Annotated in this window: 19 protein-coding genes; 10 read left to right on the top strand and 9 right to left on the bottom strand. The window is 72.1% G+C overall.

Translation table 11 applies throughout. The annotated features are described in order from the left end of the window. Positions 1-20 precede the first annotated feature (20 nt). The gene (locus tag R3E98_10405) at positions 21-1,535 is read right to left on the bottom strand and encodes a glycogen/starch synthase (GenBank protein ID MEZ4423814.1); all 1,515 of its coding nucleotides are present in this window, start codon (positions 1,533-1,535) and stop codon (positions 21-23) included. A 102-nt stretch (positions 1,536-1,637) separates the two neighbouring features. Here R3E98_10405 and glgB point away from each other — a divergent pair, with 102 nt between their 5' ends. Continuing rightward, the gene (gene glgB / locus R3E98_10400; GenBank protein MEZ4423813.1) at positions 1,638-3,935 is read left to right on the top strand and encodes a 1,4-alpha-glucan branching protein GlgB; all 2,298 of its coding nucleotides are present in this window, start codon (positions 1,638-1,640) and stop codon (positions 3,933-3,935) included. Here glgB and R3E98_10395 read toward each other — a convergent pair. The 4 genes from R3E98_10395 to R3E98_10380 form a co-directional block, all read right to left on the bottom strand. Beyond that, entirely contained in the window at positions 3,917-4,498 is a 582-nt protein-coding gene (locus tag R3E98_10395; GenBank protein ID MEZ4423812.1) for a hypothetical protein, read from the bottom strand. The two genes, glgB and R3E98_10395, sit on opposite strands and share 19 nt — an antisense overlap. A gap of 48 nt (positions 4,499-4,546) precedes the next feature. Then, complete coding sequence (locus R3E98_10390; protein MEZ4423811.1) at positions 4,547-4,693, bottom strand: DUF1328 domain-containing protein; 147 nt, start codon at positions 4,691-4,693, stop codon at positions 4,547-4,549. A 353-nt stretch (positions 4,694-5,046) separates the two neighbouring features. Further along, positions 5,047-5,319: a DUF4242 domain-containing protein gene (locus R3E98_10385; protein ID MEZ4423810.1), complete on the bottom strand. Its 273-nt coding sequence runs from the start codon at positions 5,317-5,319 to the stop codon at positions 5,047-5,049. Between the two features lie 26 nt (positions 5,320-5,345). Further along, complete coding sequence (locus R3E98_10380; GenBank protein ID MEZ4423809.1) at positions 5,346-5,933, bottom strand: hypothetical protein; 588 nt, start codon at positions 5,931-5,933, stop codon at positions 5,346-5,348. A 116-nt stretch (positions 5,934-6,049) separates the two neighbouring features. On the opposite strand from R3E98_10380, the gene R3E98_10375 reads away from it, so the two are divergent. The 7 genes from R3E98_10375 (at position 6,050) to R3E98_10345 (ending at position 15,010) form a co-directional block, all read left to right on the top strand. After that, a complete protein-coding gene (locus tag R3E98_10375) occupies positions 6,050-8,461 on the top strand; it encodes a BTAD domain-containing putative transcriptional regulator (GenBank protein ID MEZ4423808.1) in 2,412 nt (803 codons plus the stop codon). Further along, positions 8,458-9,285, top strand: coding sequence for a DUF6544 family protein (locus R3E98_10370; protein ID MEZ4423807.1), 828 nt, complete (start codon positions 8,458-8,460; stop codon positions 9,283-9,285). Before R3E98_10375 ends, R3E98_10370 begins: the two co-directional genes overlap by 4 nt. A 130-nt stretch (positions 9,286-9,415) precedes the next feature. Next, positions 9,416-10,693, top strand: a complete 1,278-nt coding sequence (locus R3E98_10365) for a HAMP domain-containing sensor histidine kinase (GenBank protein ID MEZ4423806.1) — start codon at positions 9,416-9,418, stop codon at positions 10,691-10,693. 4 nt (positions 10,694-10,697) lie between these two features. Next, the gene (locus R3E98_10360) at positions 10,698-12,083 is read left to right on the top strand and encodes a sigma-54 dependent transcriptional regulator (protein MEZ4423805.1); all 1,386 of its coding nucleotides are present in this window, start codon (positions 10,698-10,700) and stop codon (positions 12,081-12,083) included. A 166-nt stretch (positions 12,084-12,249) separates the two neighbouring features. Further along, a complete protein-coding gene (locus R3E98_10355) occupies positions 12,250-14,061 on the top strand; it encodes a polymer-forming cytoskeletal protein (protein MEZ4423804.1) in 1,812 nt (603 codons plus the stop codon). 2 nt (positions 14,062-14,063) lie between these two features. After that, a complete protein-coding gene (locus R3E98_10350; GenBank protein ID MEZ4423803.1) occupies positions 14,064-14,678 on the top strand; it encodes a hypothetical protein in 615 nt (204 codons plus the stop codon). Between the two features lie 125 nt (positions 14,679-14,803). Next, entirely contained in the window at positions 14,804-15,010 is a 207-nt protein-coding gene (locus R3E98_10345) for a DUF5683 domain-containing protein (GenBank protein ID MEZ4423802.1), read from the top strand. Between the two features lie 79 nt (positions 15,011-15,089). On the opposite strand, the gene R3E98_10340 is transcribed toward R3E98_10345, so the two are convergent. Genes R3E98_10340 through R3E98_10325 form a run of 4 tightly spaced genes read right to left on the bottom strand, consistent with a single transcriptional unit; the run spans position 15,090 to position 17,317 of the window. Beyond that, complete coding sequence (locus R3E98_10340) at positions 15,090-15,560, bottom strand: hypothetical protein (GenBank protein MEZ4423801.1); 471 nt, start codon at positions 15,558-15,560, stop codon at positions 15,090-15,092. Between the two features lie 59 nt (positions 15,561-15,619). Next, positions 15,620-16,075, bottom strand: a complete 456-nt coding sequence (locus R3E98_10335) for a hypothetical protein (GenBank protein ID MEZ4423800.1) — start codon at positions 16,073-16,075, stop codon at positions 15,620-15,622. Beyond that, positions 16,072-16,653, bottom strand: coding sequence for an RNA polymerase sigma factor (locus tag R3E98_10330; protein ID MEZ4423799.1), 582 nt, complete (start codon positions 16,651-16,653; stop codon positions 16,072-16,074). The genes R3E98_10335 and R3E98_10330 overlap by 4 nt, the downstream gene beginning before the upstream one ends. A gap of 22 nt (positions 16,654-16,675) precedes the next feature. Continuing rightward, positions 16,676-17,317: a hypothetical protein gene (locus R3E98_10325; GenBank protein ID MEZ4423798.1), complete on the bottom strand. Its 642-nt coding sequence runs from the start codon at positions 17,315-17,317 to the stop codon at positions 16,676-16,678. Between the two features lie 277 nt (positions 17,318-17,594). Between R3E98_10325 and R3E98_10320 the strand changes: the two genes are divergently transcribed. Together R3E98_10320 and R3E98_10315 are read left to right on the top strand one after the other, a co-directional pair. Continuing rightward, positions 17,595-17,900 (top strand): metalloregulator ArsR/SmtB family transcription factor, encoded by a 306-nt coding sequence (locus R3E98_10320; protein MEZ4423797.1) that lies wholly within the window; start codon positions 17,595-17,597, stop codon positions 17,898-17,900. Next, entirely contained in the window at positions 17,887-20,070 is a 2,184-nt protein-coding gene (locus tag R3E98_10315; protein MEZ4423796.1) for a cation-translocating P-type ATPase, read from the top strand. The genes R3E98_10320 and R3E98_10315 overlap by 14 nt, the downstream gene beginning before the upstream one ends. The last annotated feature ends 53 nt before the right edge of the window (positions 20,071-20,123 follow it).

Genomic DNA, 20,123 nt, shown 5'->3' with positions numbered 1-20,123 from the left:
CAGGGCGAGCTCCAGGCGCGTCAGGACGCCCGTGCGTGCGCCGCGAGCGCCCGCCGGTACAGGTCCAGGTAGCGGATCGCGGAGCGACCCCAACCGAAGTCCCGGCTCATGGCTTCCCGCATGTGGTTGTTCCAGGCGCGCTCGTCCTGGTACGTGGCCAAGGCGCGCCGGATGGCCCGTTCGAGTCCGGCGGGGGAGTACTCGTCGAAGACGAACCCGGTCACCTGGTCCTCCACGGTGTCGGACAGGCCACCGACCCTCCGTACGATGGGCAACGCACCGTAGCGCTGCGCGCGCATCTGGGTGAGACCGCACGGCTCGTAGAGCGACGGCATGAGCAGCGCATCAGCGCCCGCCAGCAGCCGATGCTCGCGCTCCTCGGTGAAGACGAACCGGACGGCGACCCGGTCCGGGATGTTGGCCGCCACCTCTGCCAGGGCGTTGCGGTACCGGGCCTCTCCTTCTCCGACGAAGACGAACTGCGCGTCGATCCGGTACAGGAGCCCGTCCCCGAGGAGGATGTCGAACCCCTTCTGTTGGGCGAGCCGCGCGGTCATCCCCACGAGCAGCTTGCGCGGCTCCTCCGGGAGGCCGGCGGCGCGCTGGAGGTCGGCCTTGCACAGCGCCTTTCCCTCGAGCGCGTCCTTGGTGAACCGGCCGGGCAGCACCGGGTCGTGCTCCGGATCCCAGATGGACAGGTCGATCCCGTTCAGGATGCCGACCAGACGGTCCCCCAACGCGATGAACTGGTCGTGCAGGCCGAATCCGCCGGTGGGGGTGCGCAGCTCGTAGGCGTGGGTGGGGCTCACCGTGGCGGCGAAGTCCGCGTAGACCAGGCCCCCCTTGAGCCAGTTGACCCGTCCGTACCACTCCATCCGGGCCCAGTGGAAGAGGTCCAGCGGCAGGCCCAGGTCCACGAGGGTCTCAGGCGCGAAATGCCCCTGGTACCCTGCGTTGTGCACGGACAGGACCGTCGCCATGGCGTCGAACACGGGTTGCCCGGCCAGCTCGGTGCGCAGCAGGACGGGCGCCAGGGCGGTGTGCCAGTCGTGCGCGTTGACGACCCAACGCCGGTCCCCGAGCCGCGGGATGGAGAGCAGGGCGGCTTTGACGAAGAACGCGAAGCGGCGGTGGTTGTCCGGGTAGTCGCCGTCTTCGCCGTACAGGCCGGGGCGGTCGAAGTAGTGCGGGTGGGAGACGAAGACCACGGTCGGATGGCCCGGCGTCGAAGGGGCCTTCCACAGGCGCGCCTCCTCCGTGCGCGGGCCGAGCGGCACGTCGAACGGGTCTCCGAACGGCTCCAGCTGCACGCCGGTCTGCTGGACGCTGCGATACAGGGGAAGGAACACCCAGGTGGGCGTGTCCGATGCCGCCTGGTGCTCCGCCAGCCCGCGCACCGCTTCCGCCAACCCCCCGGTGCGGGCGTACGGCCAATACTCCCCCACCAGGTGGACGATTCCGGCGCCCAGGGGAGGGACCCCCTTCATCGCGGGTGCGGCGGGCGGCGCGGCCTTGCTGCGGACGGTCGTGACCATGGTAGATCGGCTCGTGGCGTGAGCGACGCCTGAAGGTAACGGGTTTCGCGCCCGGACGGCGAACCGGTGCGCCGAGGCATGCGGAGTGGATAGCTTCCGCGGATGCACGACCTGGACCGTGATCTCGTCGACGCGCTGGCGCAGGGCCGGCTGGCCGATCCCTTTGCCCTGCTGGGCCCCCACCCGGTCTCGGGGGAAGGGGAGGGGTGGGTGGTACGCGTGTGGCTGCCCTGGGCCGCGCGCCTCGAGCTCGTGCACGCGGGTGGGTCGGTGGAGATGGTGCGGACCGACGAGCGCGGGCTCTTCCAATCCCGCGTGCCCGGCGGAGCGACGCCGCCCCGCTATCGCCTGATCGCGCACGGCGGATCGGGCCCGGTGGAGTTGGAGGACCCCTACCGGTTCGGCCCCGTCCTCCCGGACGAGGAGTTGGACCGGATCAAGCGCACGGACGGCCGGATCCACCAGGTGCTCGGTGCCCACGTGGTGGAGCTGGGCGGGGTGCAGGGGGTGCGCTTCGCGGTCTGGGCGCCCACCGCGGAGCGCGTCAGCGTCGTCGGGGACTTCAATGGATGGAATCCCACCCTCCACCCCATGCGGCACCGCACGCCGAGCGGCGTCTGGGAGATCTTCCTGCCGGGGGTCCGTCCCGGTGCGGTCTACAAGTACGCGTTGCGCAGCCGCTTCCGGACGGGGGACATCCTCAAGGCGGATCCCGTCGGCTTCGGGATGGAGGTGCGGCCAGCCACGGCCTCCGTGGTGGTGGCGCCGTCGGGCCATGTCTGGTCGGATGCGGAGTGGCTCGCGCTGCGACCGGACCGGCATGCCGACGGCGCGGCCGTCTCGATCTACGAGGTCCACCTGGCGTCCTGGCGTCGACGGCCGGGGGCGCGGCCCCGGGACGGCGAGCCGGGGTGGCTCTCCTATCGTGAGCTCGCCGATACGCTACTGCCGTACGTCCGTGACCTGGGCTTCACCCACGTCGAGCTCATGCCCATCACCGAGCACCCCCTCGACATGAGCTGGGGCTATCAGACGCTCGGGTACTTCGCACCGACGGCGCGTCATGGCAGCCCCGACGACTTCCGCGCGTTTGTGGACCGGGCCCACGGCTTGGGGCTGGGCGTCATCCTGGATTGGGTTCCCGCGCACTTTCCCACCGACGCGCACGGCCTCGGTGTCTTCGACGGCACCCACCTCTACGAGCACGCCGATCCGCGCAAGGGCGTCCATCCGGACTGGCGCACCTTCATCTTCAACTACGCGCGTGACGAGGTGCGGGCCTTCCTGATCTCGTCAGCCCTGCATTGGATCGAAAACTTCCACATCGACGGGCTCCGGCTCGACGCCGTGGCCTCCATGCTCTACCTGGACTACTCCCGTGAGGAGGGCCAGTGGGAGCCCAACGTGCGGGGAGGACGCGAGAACCTGGAGGCGGTCGCGTTCCTCGAGGAGTTGAACGGCCGTATCCACCACGACCACCCGGATGTCCTCGTGTGTGCGGAGGAGTCGACCGCTTGGCCCGGCGTGACGCACGGGCTGGACCGGGGCGGTCTGGGGTTCGACGTGAAGTGGAACATGGGGTGGATGCACGACACCCTGGAGGTATTCCAGGCCGACCCGCTCTTCCGGAAGGGCTTGCATCACCGCTTCACCTTCTCGCTCGTCTACGCGTTCGCCGAGCGCTTCCTCCTCCCGCTGTCGCACGACGAGGTCGTGCACATGAAGGGCTCGCTCCTTTCAAAGATGCCGGGTGGTCCGCTGGACAAGCACGCCACGCTGCGCGTGCTGTTCGGCTACATGTGGGCCCATCCCGGCCGGAAGCTGCTGTTCATGGGGGGCGAGCTCGGCACGTGGCGCGAGTGGGACTTCGAAGGGGAGCTGGACTGGCCCCTCCTGGAGCAGCCGCTCCACCGACGGCTGCAGAACTGGGTCGGGGCGCTCAATCGCGCCTACCGTGAGGAGCGGGCGCTGCACGAATGGGATACCGTGCCCGAAGGGTTCGAGTGGCTGGACGTGCACGACGCCGAGCGCTCCACGATCTCCTTCGTCCGCTGGTCCCGCGACTGGGAGGAGTCCGTGGTGGTGGTGGTCAACCTCACGCCGGTCACGTGGAAGGGGTATCGCCTGGCGGTGCCGCACCCGGGCCGGTACGAGGTGCTGCTGGATTCGGACGCGCCCGAGCACGGTGGTGGCGGTCGGCTGGGAGCCGACGTCTTCCACACCGTGCCCGAGCCGCTCCACGGTCGGGATCAGTTCCTGGAGCTGGATCTGCCTCCGCTGACCGTCCTGTTCTTGAAGCGTGAGGGGGCTGCCCGGCCGCCCTCCGATGGGGAGGGCGGACCGCAGCCGATGGACGAGGTCATCCAGGAAGGCGACGTCGCTCAGGAAGGCGCGCTGTAGATCTCGCGGGCGTCCCGGATATCCATGGGTAGGGCATCGACGGTGTCGATGAACTCGTATTGGTCGTTGTGCACGCCCTCCGGGCGCGCGCCCACGATGTAGTAGCGGACGTCGGTGTCCGGCGCATTGATCACCAGGCGATCCGATACCCGCACCTGTTGCGGCGGGGCGTCCGTGCGATTCTCGGTGAGTCGAGCGATCACGTGCACACGATTCTCTTCCGCGAAGACGTGCTCGATGCTGAGATCGTAGCCGGCATGCGGAACCTCGGTCTCCACCGTCAGGGTCCGTTCCACGATCTCGCGATCATCTCCCTCGGGCATGGAGACATCGATGACCGGCACACTCACCGTCTCTTCTTCCATCACCACGACCAACTTGGGCACCGTCACCGTGCGTTCCGTGGTGCCGACGTCCACGTCGGCCCACTCGACGTCGTATTCGGGCAAGGCCCCTTCCTCGACGTCCACGTCCACGTCTGGAAGCTCGCCCTGCTGGGTCTGATCCACCTCACACCCCAGCGCGGTCATTGCGGCCAGGAATACCCACATGGTCTGTCGCACAGATCCCTCCGGTCTGGAAGTCCACGATTGGTCCACGGCGCTACTTCCTCAGAAGAGGAACGCGAGGATGGCCAGGACCAGGAATACGAAGAAGACGATCTTGGCGAGGCCGGCAGAGGCTCCTGCGATACCGCCGAATCCGAGGACCGCGGCGATGAGCGCGATCACGGCGAGGGTGATGGCGAGTCCGAGCATGGGATGACCCCCTGCGTCGAGAGGCAACAGTGGCGTCGCGAGATCGGATACGGGGGAGCCGCAACTGCGACATCCGGGCGCTTCGCTCGTTCCTTGATGCGGTCCTGCGACCGGGCGACGCGCACAGGCGTTCGTCTACCCTGGGTTCACGGACCTGCGAGGTAGAGGAGCAACGCCCATGCCGAGCGCCGATGGCTTGGCGCGCCTGTCCCCGCCGGTTTCCGCAGCGCCCTTCGGTGTTTCACCCGCACGGTGCGTGCACGATCGGTTCATCCGTAGCGGGATGGGGACGGGCCGACTCGGGGGGAGGCGTGGCCCGAGCGGGTGCCCGGGCCACGCTCCTTCTACGCTTCCTACTCTGCGGTCACCGGGTCGATCACCGCCCGCACCTCGCTCACGCGCGTGGCGGGGAAGCCGCCCCTGCGCGCGTGTTCGCGCACCGCGGCCTCGTCGGGCGCCACATAGACACAGTAGATGCGGTCGTCCGTCACGTAGCTGTGCACCCACTGGATCTGCGGCTCCATCGCGTCCACCACCTCGCAGGACTTGCGGGAGATGCCGGCGAGCTGGTCGGGGCCCAGCGCTCCGGCGCCGGGCAGGTCGCGTTCGATCACGTAGCGTGGCATGGGATTGCTCCTCGGGTGGGGACGGATCAGTGGGCCCAGCGGCAGGAGACGGTCGGGTTCCAATCCATGAGGATGCCCGCGGGGTTGGACTGTCCCACCCACGCATGCAGGATCCAGAGCCCGAACGTTTCGTTGCGATGGAAGGGCACGCCGGCGATCTCGGGTGGATGGGGCGCGCTCCACGCCGTGAACGGCACCGCATACTCGACTGCGACAAACCGCAGGTCGCCGCCCGGACCCGGCACGTAGAGCAGCAGCTCCGGCCGCAGCGGCTCCACCACGTCGTCCAGTCGGGTCGGGTCGCCGTAGTGGAAGCCCATCCCGCCGGCGTCGGACTCCATGCAGCCGGTGATGGCGGTGCCGTATCCGGCGGCGACCGCGTTGCGGAAGCGCCGGTAGGGCGCGGTGGCCCGCCGAAGGTCCCGCAGCCAGGCGCGAACGGCGGGAGTCGACGAGGCCGCCGCGTGTCCGGGGGACGCGTGGGAGGCATCGGCGGCGACCGGAGCGAGCGGCGCCTCCACCGCGGCGGGGGGCGTGAGGTCTTCGGCGCAGCCGACGGCGGCCAGCAAGGCCAGGACGGAAGCGGATCGGAAGGCCCGCATGAGGTGCGGCATGGTTTCCTCCAGGGTCCTCGGTCGTGGAGTCCCGGCAGCGGTCCGGTTGCTGCCGGGGCGTGCACGGCGAACATTGCGAACCAGGTTCGCCGCTCCCTCGCCTCCTGATCGCCGCAGTGTCGCCTACGTCCAACGTGTTCAGGCTCAAGCTGTTCGGGAGTCCGTCCCTGGAGGGGCCGGAGGGGCGGGTGGAGGGACGGGCCACGCAGCGGCACCGGCTCGGCCTCCTGGCGATCCTCGCGCTCGCGACGGATCGCGGTGTGGCTCGCGAGCGGGTCAGTGGCCTGCTGTGGCCCGACGCCGGCCCGGATCAGGGGCGGCGGCTGCTCTCGGATTCGGTGTACCGCGTCAACCAGGCGGTGGGCGGAGAAGGCGTGCGCACCGAGGGGGAGAGCCTGCGTCTCGATCCCGACCGCATCGATTCCGACGTCGCTCGCTTCCGGGCGGCCCTCGCGCGCGGTGATCTGCGGGAGGCGGTGGCGGTGCACGCGGCACCCTTCCTGGAGGGGTTCGGCATTCCGGGCGCCGTCGAGTTCGATCGCTGGGTCGACGCGGAGCGGCAGCGCCTCACGCGGGAGCTCGGCCAGGCGCTCGAGGGGCTCGCCGAGGGCGCAGCAGACGACCCGGCCTCCGCAGCGATCTGGTGGCGTCAACGCGGTGCCCTCGACCCCTACAGCTCGCGCGTGGCGCTGCGGATCATGGAGAGTCTGGCCGCCGCCGGTGACCGCGCCGCAGCCGTGCAGCACGCCGCAATGCACAGCACGCTGGTCCGCGAGGACCTGGGCCTCGAGCCCGATCCGGAGGTGGCGCGCCTCGTCGCGGCGTTGCGGATCGCTCCGGCTTCGCCCGCTCAGGAGGGTCCGGCACCGGAGGAGCGGCCGGGGACGGAGGGGGTCCGGACGGACCCGGATGCTCCGGACCGCCCGTCCGCGGGGGGCGAGACCCGGGACGCCCCGGCGCCTGCGCGCGCGGAGCCGCCCGCCCCCATTGCGGAGCGCGCCCCTGCCGCGAGGTCCCCCCTTCGCGGCGTCGCCCCCGTCCTGGCGCTGCTCGCCGTCGGAGCGGCGGTCGCGGTCTGGTGGAGTGGCCGCTCCGCGCCCGCGCCCGTCGGCCCCACGTCGATCGAAGCCCGGCTCCCATTGTCGCTGGTCGTGCTGCCGCTGTCCGACCTCAGCCCCGATCCCGAGGGCGAGTGGTTCGCCGACGGTCTGACGGACGAGATCATCACGCGCCTGTCGACGGTGCCGGGGCTGCGGGTGATCGGCCGCACCACGTCCTTCGCCTTCAAGGGGCGCGGGGTGGACGCGCGCGCCCTCGGAGCCCAGCTGGGCGTGGATGCGGTCCTGGACGGGAGCGTGCGGCGAGAGGGAGGCCGCCTGCGCATCGCGGTCCAGCTCATCGACGCGACCGACGGCTTCCAGTTGTGGGCGGAGACCTACGAGCGCGCGGAGGCAGACGCCTTCGCGCTGCAGGACCAGATCGCGCGGGCGACGGTCGCGCGCCTCGTCGGGAGCGCGATCGCTCCTCCGGCCGCTCCGCCGCCCGAGGCCGACCCCACCGCCTACAACGCCTATCTGGCCGGTCGCTTCGAATGGCACCGGCGCACGCAGCCGAGTCTCCTGGCCGCCGTGGACCACTTCGAACGCGCGGTCGCGCTGGCGCCGACCTACGCACGTGCGCACGCGGGACTGGGGGATGCGCGTGCGGTCCTCGGGTTCTACGACTACCTGCCGCCCTCCGAGGCCTTTCCCTCCGCTGCGGCGTCGGCGCAGCGAGCGCTCGCGCTGGATCCGGACCTGCCCGAGCCGTGGGCGACGCTCGGGTACGTTGCGCTCTACCACGAGTGGGACGGTGCTGCCGCCGAGCGCGCCTTCCAACGCTCGATCGAGCTGGGCCCCGGGTACAGCACCGCCCATCAGTGGTATGCGAACCTGCTCTACGCCCAGGGGCGGTTCGGAGAGGCGGAGCGCGAGATGCGCATTGCGCAGGAGCTCGATCCCCTCTCGTTGATCGCCAATTCGGCGCTGGGCTGGGTGCTCTACTACGCCGGTGAGCACGAACGCGCGCTGGCCCAGCTCGCCAGCGTCGCAGAGCTCGACCCGGACTTCGAACTCGTCTACCTGTGGCGGGGGATGGTGCTCGAGGAGCTCGGACGCACCGCCGCCTCCCTGGAGGCGCTGCGTCTCGCGACGAAGCGTTCGCCCACCGGGATCGCACGCGCCGCGCTCGCACGCGGCCTGGCCAAGGCCGGTCGGCGTGCGGAGGCGCAAACGCTGCTCGCCGACCTGGAGGCCGAGCACGCGCGTGGATACGCGCCCACCTTCGAGATCGCCAAGGTGTACGAGGCCCTCGGGCAGCCCGAGGAAGCGCTCCGCTGGCTGGAGCGAGCCTACGACGAGCGCTCCCACTCGCTCGTCTTTCTCGAGGTGGACCCGCAACTGGTCGGATTGCGGAGCCATCCACGGTTCCGGACGCTGGTGGAGCGGGTGGGCTTCGCAGGGTCCGGCGCGGACGGGGGCCCGCCGTGACCCGAGGGCTGGTCGGGTTCGTCGGAGTTCTCGGCGCCGCCACCGCGCTCGGCGTCGCCCTGCGCCTCCTGCGCGAAGGACAGGCGGCTCGGGCGTGGGATGCGCTGGATGGCCATGCGTCCCCGCAGGTCTTCGACGTCTCGATGGTCGAGGGTCTGCCGGAGCCGGCCCGCCGTTGGCTCCTGCACTCCGTCGCGCCAGGGACTCCGCTGGCGTCCTCGGTGACCCTCACGCTCCCCGGCACCCTCCGCCTCGCGCGTGATGGCGATCCGCTGACCATGACGTCCGAGGAGCGTCTGGATCCGACGCGCGGGTACGTCTGGCGGGCACGCGTGCGGATGGGACCCGTGTCGATCCGCGGCTACGACCTCTACGTGGACGGAAGGGGGGAGATGCGGTGGTGGTTGGCCGGTATGGTGCCGATCGTGCGCGCCTCGGGCCCCGACCTCGATCGCTCGGCTGCGGGACGCTTGCTCGGCGAGTCCATCTTTGTTCCGACGGTGCTGCTGCCGGCCCGAGGCGCGCGCTGGGACGCGGTGGACGACGAGAGGGTGCGTGTGCGCGTGGACGACGGCCACGAGGCGCTGACCCTCACACTCACCGTCCGGCCGGACGGGAGCCTGGCGCGGGTGGACTTCCTGCGCTGGAACAGCGATCCGAAGAACGGGCCCGTGGGTCCGCTGCCCTTCGCCACCGAGCTGTCCGACGATCGTGACTTCGGCGGGTACACCATCCCCACGCGGCTTGAAGCCGGCTGGCGGTTGGGGAAGGCGGAGGAGTTCCGCTTCTTCACGGCGAGGGTCACCGACGCGGTGTGGCGCTGAGGCGGCCCCGCGCCGCCCGCCCTGCGGTCCGCACCCTCTGGGCTCGCATGGGGACCCGGTGCACCTCCCGCCCTGCTTCCCCCATCATAGCCGGGTCGCGTTCGTACTCCCCCAGCCGTCCGAGGCACCGATGGCGAGGCCCCGCCGCTTCGAACAGAGGATCTTCCTCACGTTGCTCGTCGTCGCGCTCGTGCCGACCGCCCTGGCCGTGGCCGCCGGGGCCTGGGCCCTGGCGGACGTATTCGAGCGATCGGGCTCGGCAGGACCCTGGGCGGCCGTCGCCGGGTCGGGCCTGGGTCTCGTGGACGCGCTGGAGCGCACCTGGCCGGCCGAGGCGCCCTTCCCGTCGGAGCTGACCCGAGCCGTGGAGACGCACCGGAGCGCGCTCCTGCGCTCCCGCGACATGTCTCGCTTGTATGCTGCGGTGGCTGGCCGCGCCCTCGACCGCCTGCCCCTCCTCGCGCTGGCCCTCGCGGCGGCGGTGGCCCTGCTGGCCTGGCTGGCTGCCCGGCACCTCGCGCGTGGGTTCGCCCGCCCGGTGGAGACCCTGGTGGGGTGGACGGAGGGGATCGCCCGCGATGAGGGCGTGCCGACCGGGCCGCTCGACTCCGGCGTACGTGAGCTCGAGACCCTCGCGGATGCCCTCCAGGCCATGTCGGTGCGGATCCGGGCGGGTCGGGAGAGCGCGGTGGAAGCGGCGCGGCTGTCCACCTGGACCGCGATGGCCCGCAGGGTGGCGCACGAGATCAAGAACCCGCTGACGCCCATGAAGCTGTCCGCGCATCAGGTCCTGCGGCGCGCCAGCACGGAGTCCGACCGTGGGGACGCGTCGATCCTCCTGGAGGAGATCGGCCGTCTCGACGCGTTGGCGCGCTCGTTCGTGCAGGTCGGTCGCGCGCCGGACGGGCCGCCCGCGCCCGTGGACCTCATGGAGCTGGCGCGCGAGACGGCCGATCGGTTCGCGAACGGGCCGATTGCGGTGCAGGTGCACGGGCCCCCCGGCCCGGTGTTCGTCCCCGGTCACGTGGACGCGTTGCGCGGAGCCCTCCTCAACCTGGTGACCAACGCCGTGGAGGCCTGCGAGGAAGCGGGTGCCGGCGCCGGGGGGGGAGAGGCGCCCGTGACCGTGCGCGTCGAGGCGCCGGTGGAGGGTCGGGCCCGCGTGGTGGTGGAGGACCGGGGACCGGGGCTTCCGCCCTTGCTCGGGGACTCGCTGTGGAATCTCGACGTCACGACCAAGCGTAGAGGGTCCGGTATCGGCCTCGCGCTGGTCCGTCAGACCGTGCTGGTCCACGGTGGCACCGTGGACGCGACGGATCGCCCCGAGGGAGGCGCGCGCTTCACCGTGTGGCTGCCGGCCCCGCCCGATCACGGCGCTGCGCCGGCGTCCGGCCCCGAAGGGAAGTGAACCCATGCATGTGCTCATCGTCGACGACCACGACAACATCCGCCGCAGCCTCCGTGCGCTGTTGGAGAGCGAGGGGTGGACGGTCAGCGACGTCGATCGGGCGGAGCGCGCGCTCACGGACCTCGACGCGCTGCGCCCCGATGTGGTCCTGCTCGACCTGGCCCTCCCCGGCATGAACGGGTTGGATGCGCTCGCGCGCCTGCGCGAGCGCGCGCCGGCGCTACCGGTGGTGATGATGAGCGGGCAGGCCGCGCTGTCGGATGCGGTCGAAGCCACCCGACGCGGGGCCTTCCACTTCATCGAGAAGCCGATCACTCCCGAGAGCGTGCTGCTCACGCTGCGTCGTGCGCTGGAGCTGGGTCGGGCCCGGGACCTGACGCGGGCGTTGCAGCGGGAGCTCGGCCCGGGGACCGAGCTGGTGGGAACGAGCCCGGCGCTCGTCGAGGTGCGGCGGCGGGTCGAGCGCGTGGCGGCCACGGACGCGCGCGTGCTCATCACCGGGGAGAGCGGCACGGGGAAGGAGCTGGTCGCGGCTGCCATCCACGGGTTGTCGGCCCGACGCGAAGGCCCCTTCGTGCGGGTCAACAGCGCCGCGCTGCCGGACGGGCTCGTGGAGAGCGAGATGTTCGGGCACGAGAAGGGGTCCTTCACCGGAGCCACGGAGCGCCGGCTCGGCCGGTTCGAGCTGGCGAGCGGCGGCACGCTCTTCCTGGACGAGGTGGGGGACCTGGGCGCGGAGGCGCAGGCCAAGCTGCTCCGGGCGCTCGAGTCGGGCGTGATCGAGCGCGTGGGCGGCACGACGAAGATCGCCGTGGACGTGCGTGTGCTCGCCGCCACCAATCGCGATCTGGCCCGCCGGGTCGAGGAGGGGGCTTTCCGCGAGGACCTGCTCTTCCGGCTGGAGGTCGTGCCCATCCACCTGCCCCCGCTGCGCGATCGGCGCGAAGACATCGAGCCGCTCCTGCAGCACGCGGTCCAGCGCCTGCGCACGCGCCAAGGCATCCGGACGCCGCGGTTCGAGGCGGACGCCGTGGCCGTGCTGCGGGCCCACGCCTGGCCCGGGAACGTGCGCGAGCTCTTCAACGTCGTCGAGCGGCTGGCCATCCTGCACGGCGAGCATCCGATCGACCGCGAGGCCGCCGAGACGGTGCTGGCCACGGGGCGTCGGACCCGACCCGCCACGCCATCCGCGTCGCCCCCGGCGCTGGCCGGCCCGCGGAGCCTGCGGGAGCAGCTCGACGCGTACGAGCGCACGCTGCTGCAGGACGCGCTCGACCGTGCGGGCGGGAACATGGCGGAGGCGGCCCGACTGCTCCGGACCGACCGCGCCAACCTCTACCGCCGCCTGACGCGTCTGGGCCTGCGCACCGACGGAAGTGTGTCCGAATGACACGACGTCGTGTCGGATCCACACGCGCGGGCCGGCGCGGGCACCGCGTGTCCCCCACGGGCAAGTGATGATCGCTCAACCGCTTGCGCCGCTCGTTCGACCGTGGCCCCGCTCCTGCCCTGATCCCGCCCGGAGCCAGGAGACGCGCAGGCCGCGGAGGTGGGGCATGGGACGGGCCGGGACGGAGCGAGGGGTCGGGTTCTGGGTGCCGGCGAGCGATCCCCGGTGGGGGTGGGTGGGCCGGTGGGCGATCTCCATCACCGTCGCCGGATTCCTGCTGTGGGCGCCGGGGGAGGCCGCCACCCAGCAGATCCGCTGGCAGGACGTGCCGTCCTCGCTTCGCGACGAGGTCCGGACCCTCTGGGAGAGCCCGGAGACGGACCGCTTCCGGGGAGACACCCGGATCCACGACGGGGTGACCGCGGCGGGCAACGTCGCCGTCGTGGACGGCACGCTACGGGTCGACGGGGTGGTGGACGGGAGCGTGCTGGTCCAGGGCGGCGACCTCGTCTTCGGATCGGGTGGCTGGGTGGAAGGCGACGTGATCCTGCTCGGCGGTCGGCTGCGGGGCTCGGCGGACGGGCACGTGGGAGGCACCGTGACCGTGGACCGGGTGAGCGACGCGGAGCCGTCGCGACGGGCCCGCGAGCGGCGCGCGCCCTCTCCGCGGCGGGAGCCACGCGACCGCGACCGGTCCTTCCGCGGGCCGGAGGCGACGATCACGGCGCGCGTCGGGCCGACCTACAACCGCGTGGAGGGGCTGCCGATCGGGCTGGGCCCGCGGATCCGCACGGCGGGCGCCACCCCACTGGAGTTGGAGGCCCTCGCCATCTGGCGGACCGAGAGCGGCTTCGACGCGGACGCGGACGACCTGGGCTACTCCGTGCGGCTGGAGCAGCGCCTGGGCCGTTACTCCGGGGCCTATCTGGGGGGCCATCTCTATTCCCGGGTGCAGGCGATCGAGGACTGGGGGCTCCCCGACGCCGAAGCCTCGCTGGCCACGCTCGTCCTGCACCAGGACTACCGCGACTACGTGAACGTGGAGGGGTGGTCCGCGTCCGCCGGGGTGCGGCTGTTCGACGAGGAAGCGCGGTTCGGGCTCGTGTACCGGGACGAGCGCTTCGGATCGCTGGGCGTCGGCGATCCCTGGACGCTCACCGACCGGGATGATCCGTGGCGGCCCCAGCCGCTCGTGGCCGAAGGCGCGCTGCGGTCGCTCGGGGTGGAGGTCACCGCGGGTGATCCCGACGGCCAGGACGCCTACCGCGGGGGGTGGTACGTGCACGCGCGGGTGCAGGCCGGGCTCGAGGGCACGCTCGAACGTCCCGCGCTCGATCTGCCCGGGCCCGGAACGGTGCCGGCCACGTCGTTCGATGGCGCGGACCTCCGCCACGGATTCGTGGATCTGCGCCGCTATGCTCCGCTGGGCCCCGACGCGCGCCTGAACCTGCGGGTGGTGGCGGGCGGTGCCCTGAACGACCGGCCTCTACCGCCGCAGTGGCAGCATGCATTCGGAGGTGCGGGGAGCCTGCCGGGACACCGACTCTTCGCCGCGGACTGCGGTGCGCGCGCCGCGCGGGGTCTGCTGGCCAGCACGGGTCGCCCGGCGTTCGCGCGCTACGGCTGCGACCGCTTCGCGCTCGCGCAGGTGGAGTACCGCGGCAGCGTGTTCCTCGACTTCGACTGGGGCGACGACGGCCGCAGGCGCGGCCCCGACGACTGGGGCAACTGGGAGGACTGGGACGACGAGAGCCCCTGGGTGGAGCTGGGCTTCGACTGGTCGCTGTTCTTCGACGCCGGTCGGGGATGGGTCGTGGACGAGCCGGGGGATCCCGCGCCCGGCCGGGCCGACACCGACACCGTGATGGACGCCGGCGCGGGCATCTGGATCAGCGATCTGGGATTGCTCCTGGCGGTGCCGTTGGACGGGGACGAGCATCCCGTCCGCTTCCTGGTCCGCTTCGAGCACCGCTTCTGATCGTGCGGCTCTGGTCGCTCGCGCTTCCGGCGCTGGTGCTCGCGCTGCTGGCCCCCGCGGTCGCGGCCCAGGACAGCGGACCGTTGCGTTGGCGCGTCCGCGCGTACGAAGGCGTGCTCGATGTGGAGGTGGGCGACCTCGTGGGATCCGGCGAGTTGGCCGAGGCGCTGCGCGACGGTTTCCCGCTCCGCGCGAGCCTCGTGGTCACCCTGTGGGAGGACGGGTTCGTCGATCGACGCGTGGGCGGCTACGAATGGCGGGCCAGCGTCCGGAGCCGGGGGGCGGACGCCTGGACGGTGGAGGCCGCGGACGCCGAGCCGACCCAAGCCGTCAGCCTGGACGCCGTGCGCGAGGCGCTGGCCCGCCGTCTCGAGGTGCCGGTGCGACCCTCCGACGCCGGGCGCTACTACTACCACGTCGCGCTCGAGGTCGAGAGCCTCTCGCCCACGGACCTGCAGGCACTGGAGGCGTGGTTGCAGGGGGAGACCGATCCGGAGCCGGCGGAGGAGGACGAAGGGTCGCTCACCCGGGGCGTGCGTCGCCTGTTCGTACGGGCGTTGGGACTTCCCCGCCGCACCCTGGAGCGTCGCACGACCACGTTCGCCTGGACGCCGTAGCAGGTCGGTGGACGTCGTCCCTGCGTGAGGGACGCACCTCGCTCGCGACCGGCTGAGAAACCCGGACCGCCGCCGTCCCGTAGGGCCGGAGGCGACACCCATCGGAGTCCAGGAAGGAGCGAACGATGCGCAATCCAGGCACCGCGGCTGTGCTCAGCCTCTTCGTGCCCGGCGTGGGTCAGATCTACAACGGCACCCTGTTTCGGGCGCTGTTCTGGCTGATCATCACGCCCGGCTTCTGGATCGGGACCGGCGGCCTGCTCGGGTGGATCTGCCACCTGGCCTCGGCGTGGACGGCCTACCGGTACGCACAGGAGCACCCGATGCGGTGACCGCTCGCCTCCCGCGCGGAGCGCCCCCCCGCTCCGTCCGGACCGCCCGGTGCGCCTCCCCTGCGCACCGGGCGTTTCGTCATCTCCGGGACGGTGCGCCGGGTCGGTTCTGCCGGAGCTGCTGCAGACGGCGCACGAACTGCTCCCGCATCTCGTAGAGGCGCACCACCTGCGCCGGTGAGATCACCTCCAGCAGCCGCTCCTGCTCCTCACGGAAGAGCGCGCGCTCCCGCTCCTGCAGGCGCTCGCGTGCATCCAACAGGGCCCGGGCCTCGGCGTCGTCCCCGCCGCCGGTCAGGAAGCGTTCGGTGTCCAGCCGGATCTGCCGGGTCTCGAACGCCACCTGGCGGCGCTCCGCCTCGGACCACTCCAGAACGTCACGCAAGCGAGCCCCTTCGTCCCGGGAGAGGTCGAGCTCGGTGCGGATGCGTTCGAGGAAGGCACGCCGCACCCGTTCCTGCAATTCGGCGCGCGGGGGACCGGCCTGTGCGGAGCCGGGTCCCGGCACCAGGAGGCCGCCGATCAGGAGGATCCAGAGGACGCGTCGCATCGCTCCAGCTCCTGCGCTCCTCGCTCCAGCTCCTGCGCTCCTCGCTCCAGCTCCTGCGCTCATCGCTCCAGCTCCTGCGCCAGGGTACGGAGGGCCTCGTCCGACAGCGCGTCCAGGACCAGCCCGCCCGCCACGATCGATTCATCCAGCGTCCAGCTCCGGGGGAGCGCCTCGATGTCTGCGGCCTGGGGCTCGCCGCGCCGTTGCCAGATCAGCGCCGTGCCCAGCGCCACGACCACGAGCGCCGCCGCGCTGAGCTGCCACATGGGCCAGCGGCCCCGCGCCGGGGCGGGCGTTCCGCGCAGTTCGGACGCCACACGCGCGCGTACCTGGTCCGCCAGGTCCGCAGGCGGCTCCGGCCGATCGCGCCACAGCGCGGTGAGCAGGGCGAGCTCGTCGCGCAGGTCGCCGTCCTCCGACAGCGCCCGCTCCACCCGCGCCCGCGCGGCCTCCGGCAGACGACCGGCGGCATGGTCGGGCAGCAGATCCCGCACGTCTTCGTGTCCAGTGCTCATGGGTTCAGCAGCTCCCGGAGTCGTCGGACCCCGTGGTGGTAGTTCACGCGCGCCGCGCCTTCGCTGGAATCGATCAGCGTTCCGATCTCGCGGAAGCTGAGCCCCTCGTACACGCGCAGCTCGACCGAGCGCCGCTGCTTCTCCGGCAGCCGCTGCAGCGCGGCGCGCATGCGACCGCCTTCGTCGGCCACGACCACGCCTTCCTCCGCAGTCGGTCCCGGCGCCACCAGCGGGGGCGCATCCTCGAGCGCCACCGACGGCCGGGCCCGCACCCGCCGGAGGTGCGTACGGGCCTCGTTGGCCGCAATGGCGAGCACCCAGCTCCGATACGGCGCGTCCCCCCGGAAGCCGGACAGGGCGCGGACGGCCTTCACGCACGCGTCCTGCGTGGCGTCCTGGGCGACGTCTGGATCGCCGACGATGCCCAGGACCAACCGATAGACGGAGCCCAGATGACGCGTCGTGAGCCGGTCGAGGGCGCGGGCGTCTCCCGCCCGCGCCCGCCCGACCAGCTCGTCATCGCTCGGCTCCGCCTCCAGGTGTGGAGGCTCCACCGCCGGCGCGTCGGTCGCAGGCATGGTCGCAGAGCCGTGGTCCGGCTCAGCCGTTCCCGTCGTGTGGGAACGTCCGATCGATGGTGCGTCCGCAGACCGTCCCGGTGAGGCTCACCTGGCCCGACTCCGGATCGTAGACCCGGTGCAGCGCGTAGTCACACTCCTCCGTGCGGCCGTCGGTGGTGGTGATCACGAAGCCGCCCACCTGGTCGAGCGTCTGCAGCCCATCGGGATGGCCAGCGACGCGGCGTCGGTGCACTTCGAAGCTGCCGCTGCCGTTTGCCGTGAAGGTGACGTCATTGCGGGTCCGGGCGCAGTCTTCGATGCTGCGGGTGCCGCTGGCCTCCATCTCCATGCTCTGCGCGTCACGATCGAAGGTGCGCGTGCCGGAGCCGGTCGCCACCGTCTGGCCGCCCGCGCGGCAGGGGGCGGTCCGGGCGAAGTCGAATGTCGTCACGATGGGCTCCGCGGCGATGCCCACCGCGAGGTCGGTGGCGAAGCCGCCGACGTCGCCTTCCAGAGCGGCGAACTGGGCCGCCATCAGGCCGGCCAGGAGGGCGTCGCTGTCGACGGCCAGGAACGCGGCCTCGTCGGTGGCGAGATCGCCGGCCGGGTCGGTCCCGGCTTCGCTGCAGGCGCTCGCCAGGGCCAGCGTGGCCAGGGTGGCGCCGAGAAGGGTCCGGTTCATCGGGTGCTCCAATCGCGGTCGGGCCGCGGTGCGGGGTGCGCGGTGGCTCCACCGGGGATGACGCGGGGCGCGGCGCATTCGTTAAGCGGCCGGCTGCAAGAAGCCCACCCCGCGGGGGGCCGGCACGGGGGGGAGCGGGCGTCTGCTTGAACGTATGAGCAGATCTTCATACAATGGGGGCATGTCCAGCCCTTCTCCCGCCCCAGGCCGAGGCCGGAGCCCGGACCCGCCCGCGGAGGACGATGCCTGCGCCGTCCGCTCGGTGGATCTTCCCGCGGTGCGCGCCGTGCGCTCCGTCCAGACGGACGAGCGCTCCCTGGAGCGGCTCGCCCAGATCTTCCAACTGCTCGCCAGCCCCGCACGCCTGCGGATCGTCGAGGCGCTCCTGGAGCACGAGCTCTGCGTATGCGATCTCGCGGCCGTGGTCGGGGTGAGCGAGTCGGCGGTGAGCCACCACCTGCGTCAGATGCGGCAGCTGCACGTGGTGCGCTATCGCCGGGACGGGCGCATGGCCTACTACCGCCTTGCCGACGACCACATCATCGACCTCTTCCGGATCGGCCTCGAGCATGCCCGTGAATAGAACGGGGCGCGGCGCGGCTCCACCCGCGCCGGTGGATCACGCGGGGAGCGGCGGCGTTGCGCGCACCCCGGTGCGCTTCCGCATCCAGGACATGGACTGCCCGTCCTGCGTGGCCCGCATCGAGTCCCACCTGAACGGCGTGGACGGTGTCGTTGCGGTCCACGGGGACGTGGTGGCGCGCTCCCTGACCGTGGAGATGGACCCGGTCCGCACCGACGCGGAGCGGGTGCAGAGCGAGATCGGACGCCTCGGATACCTGGCACAGCCGGTCGCCGGCGCGACCCCGACGCTGGCGCCGTCCACCTGGACGAGTGCGGAAGCCCGGGTGGCGTACGCCGCCATTGCGCTCTTCCTGCTGGGCTGGCTGCTCGAGGCCCTGGGCGGCGGCCCCACCCTGCTGAGATGGCTCGGGGAGCCGGTGGGGGTGGCGGAGCTGCTCTGGACCGCGGCGGCGCTGGTCGGCGGCACGGCGTTCTTCCCCAAGGCGCTGGGCGCGCTGCGCACCCGTTCGCTCGACATGAACTTCCTGATGACGATCGCCATCCTGGGCGCGATCGGCATCGGTGAGTTCAGCGAAGCTGCGGCCATCGCGTTCCTGTTCTCCATCGCGGAGCTCCTGGAGCGCCACTCCCTCGACCGTGCCCGGGCGTCGGTGGAGTCGCTGATGCGCCTCTCCCCGCAGACCGCGCGCGTGCTGCGTGAGGGCGTGGAGTCCGTGGTCCCGGCCGATGCCGTGACCACCGGCGACGCAGTGCTGGTGCGGCCGGGGGAGCGGGTCCCGGTGGACGGGCAGGTCGCGGAAGGGGCCTCCGCGATCAACCAGGCCCCGATCACCGGAGAGCCGCTCCCGGTCGACAAGGGGATCGGTGACGAGGTGTTCGCCGGCACCATCAACGGGGACGGCTTCCTGCGCGTGACCGCGGCCGGGCCCGCGACGCACAGCACCCTGGCGCGTATCGTGGAGCTGGTGGAGAGCGCATCCCGCCGCAAAGCCCGCAGCGAGCGCTTCGTCGAACGCTTTGCCCGCATCTACACGCCGCTGGTGACGGTGGCCGCCGTCCTGGTCGTTGCGGTACCGACGCTGCTGCTGGGTGCCGACTTCGGGACCTGGTTCCTGCGCGGCCTGACGCTGCTCGTGATCGCCTGCCCCTGCGCGCTCGTCATCTCCACACCGGTCGCGGTCGTGAGCGGCATCACCGCGGCGGCCCGCAACGGCGTGCTCATCAAGGGAGGGGCGTACCTGGAGGCCGTGGGCGCCGTGCGGGCGCTCGCGTTCGACAAGACCGGAACGCTCACCCACGGGCACCCCGAGGTCGTGGCCATCGAACCCGCCGCGGGGGCGGAGGAGCGGGACGTGCTCGCGCGGGCCGCGGCGCTGGAAGCGCGCGCGCGCCATCCCATCGCACGGGCGATCGTGGAGGCCGCCGAGCGGCGCGGCGTGCACGGGCACTGGAGCGTGACGGACTTCGAGTCGACGCCGGGCGTCGGCGTGCGCGCTCGGCTCGACGGGGTGGCGCACGCGGTCGGGCGCGGCGCGGGATCCGACGCCGACACCGCCCGACGCAACGGCGACGGCAGCGTGGTGACGGTGGAGCGGGACGGACAGGTCCTCGGTTGGATCCGTGTGGCCGACCGCACGCGTGACGCCGCCGCGCGCACGCTGGCCGACCTCAAGGCCTCCGGTGTGGAGCACATCGCGCTGCTCACCGGCGATCACGAAGGCGCGGCCACGGCGCTGGCGCGTACGCTGGGGGTCGACGAGGTGCGGGCCGACCTCCTGCCCGAGGACAAGCTGCGCGCCATCGACGCGCTCGAGGAGCGGTTCGGCGTGGTCGCCATGGTGGGCGACGGCGTGAACGACGCGCCGGCCCTCGCGCGGGCCACCGTCGGGATCGCCATGGGTGTGGCCGGCTCCGACACCGCCCTGGAGACAGCGGACGTGGCCCTGATGGGCGACGACCTGGACCGCCTTCCGTACCTGCTGACGCTCTCGCGCCGGGCGCGCCGGGTCATCCGACAGAACGTCGCCACGGCCATCGTGGTGAAGGCGATCCTGGTGGTGGGCGTCCCGCTCGGGTGGGTCTCGCTGATCGCAGCGGTGGTGCTGGGGGATCTGGGGGTCTCGCTGGCGGTCACGCTCAATGCGCTCCGGCTCGGGCGGGAGAGCTGACCCGAAACGGGTCACCGGGGCGCGAGCGCGCGCGCCGGTCGGCCGCATCCAGG

The sequence above is a fragment of the Gemmatimonadota bacterium genome (assembly GCA_041390125.1).
Classification (GTDB): Bacteria; Gemmatimonadota; Gemmatimonadetes; order Longimicrobiales; family Gaopeijiaceae; genus JAGQIF01.
Note: the sequence above shows the minus strand (reverse complement) of the source record. Positions and strands in the feature narration are given on the sequence as shown.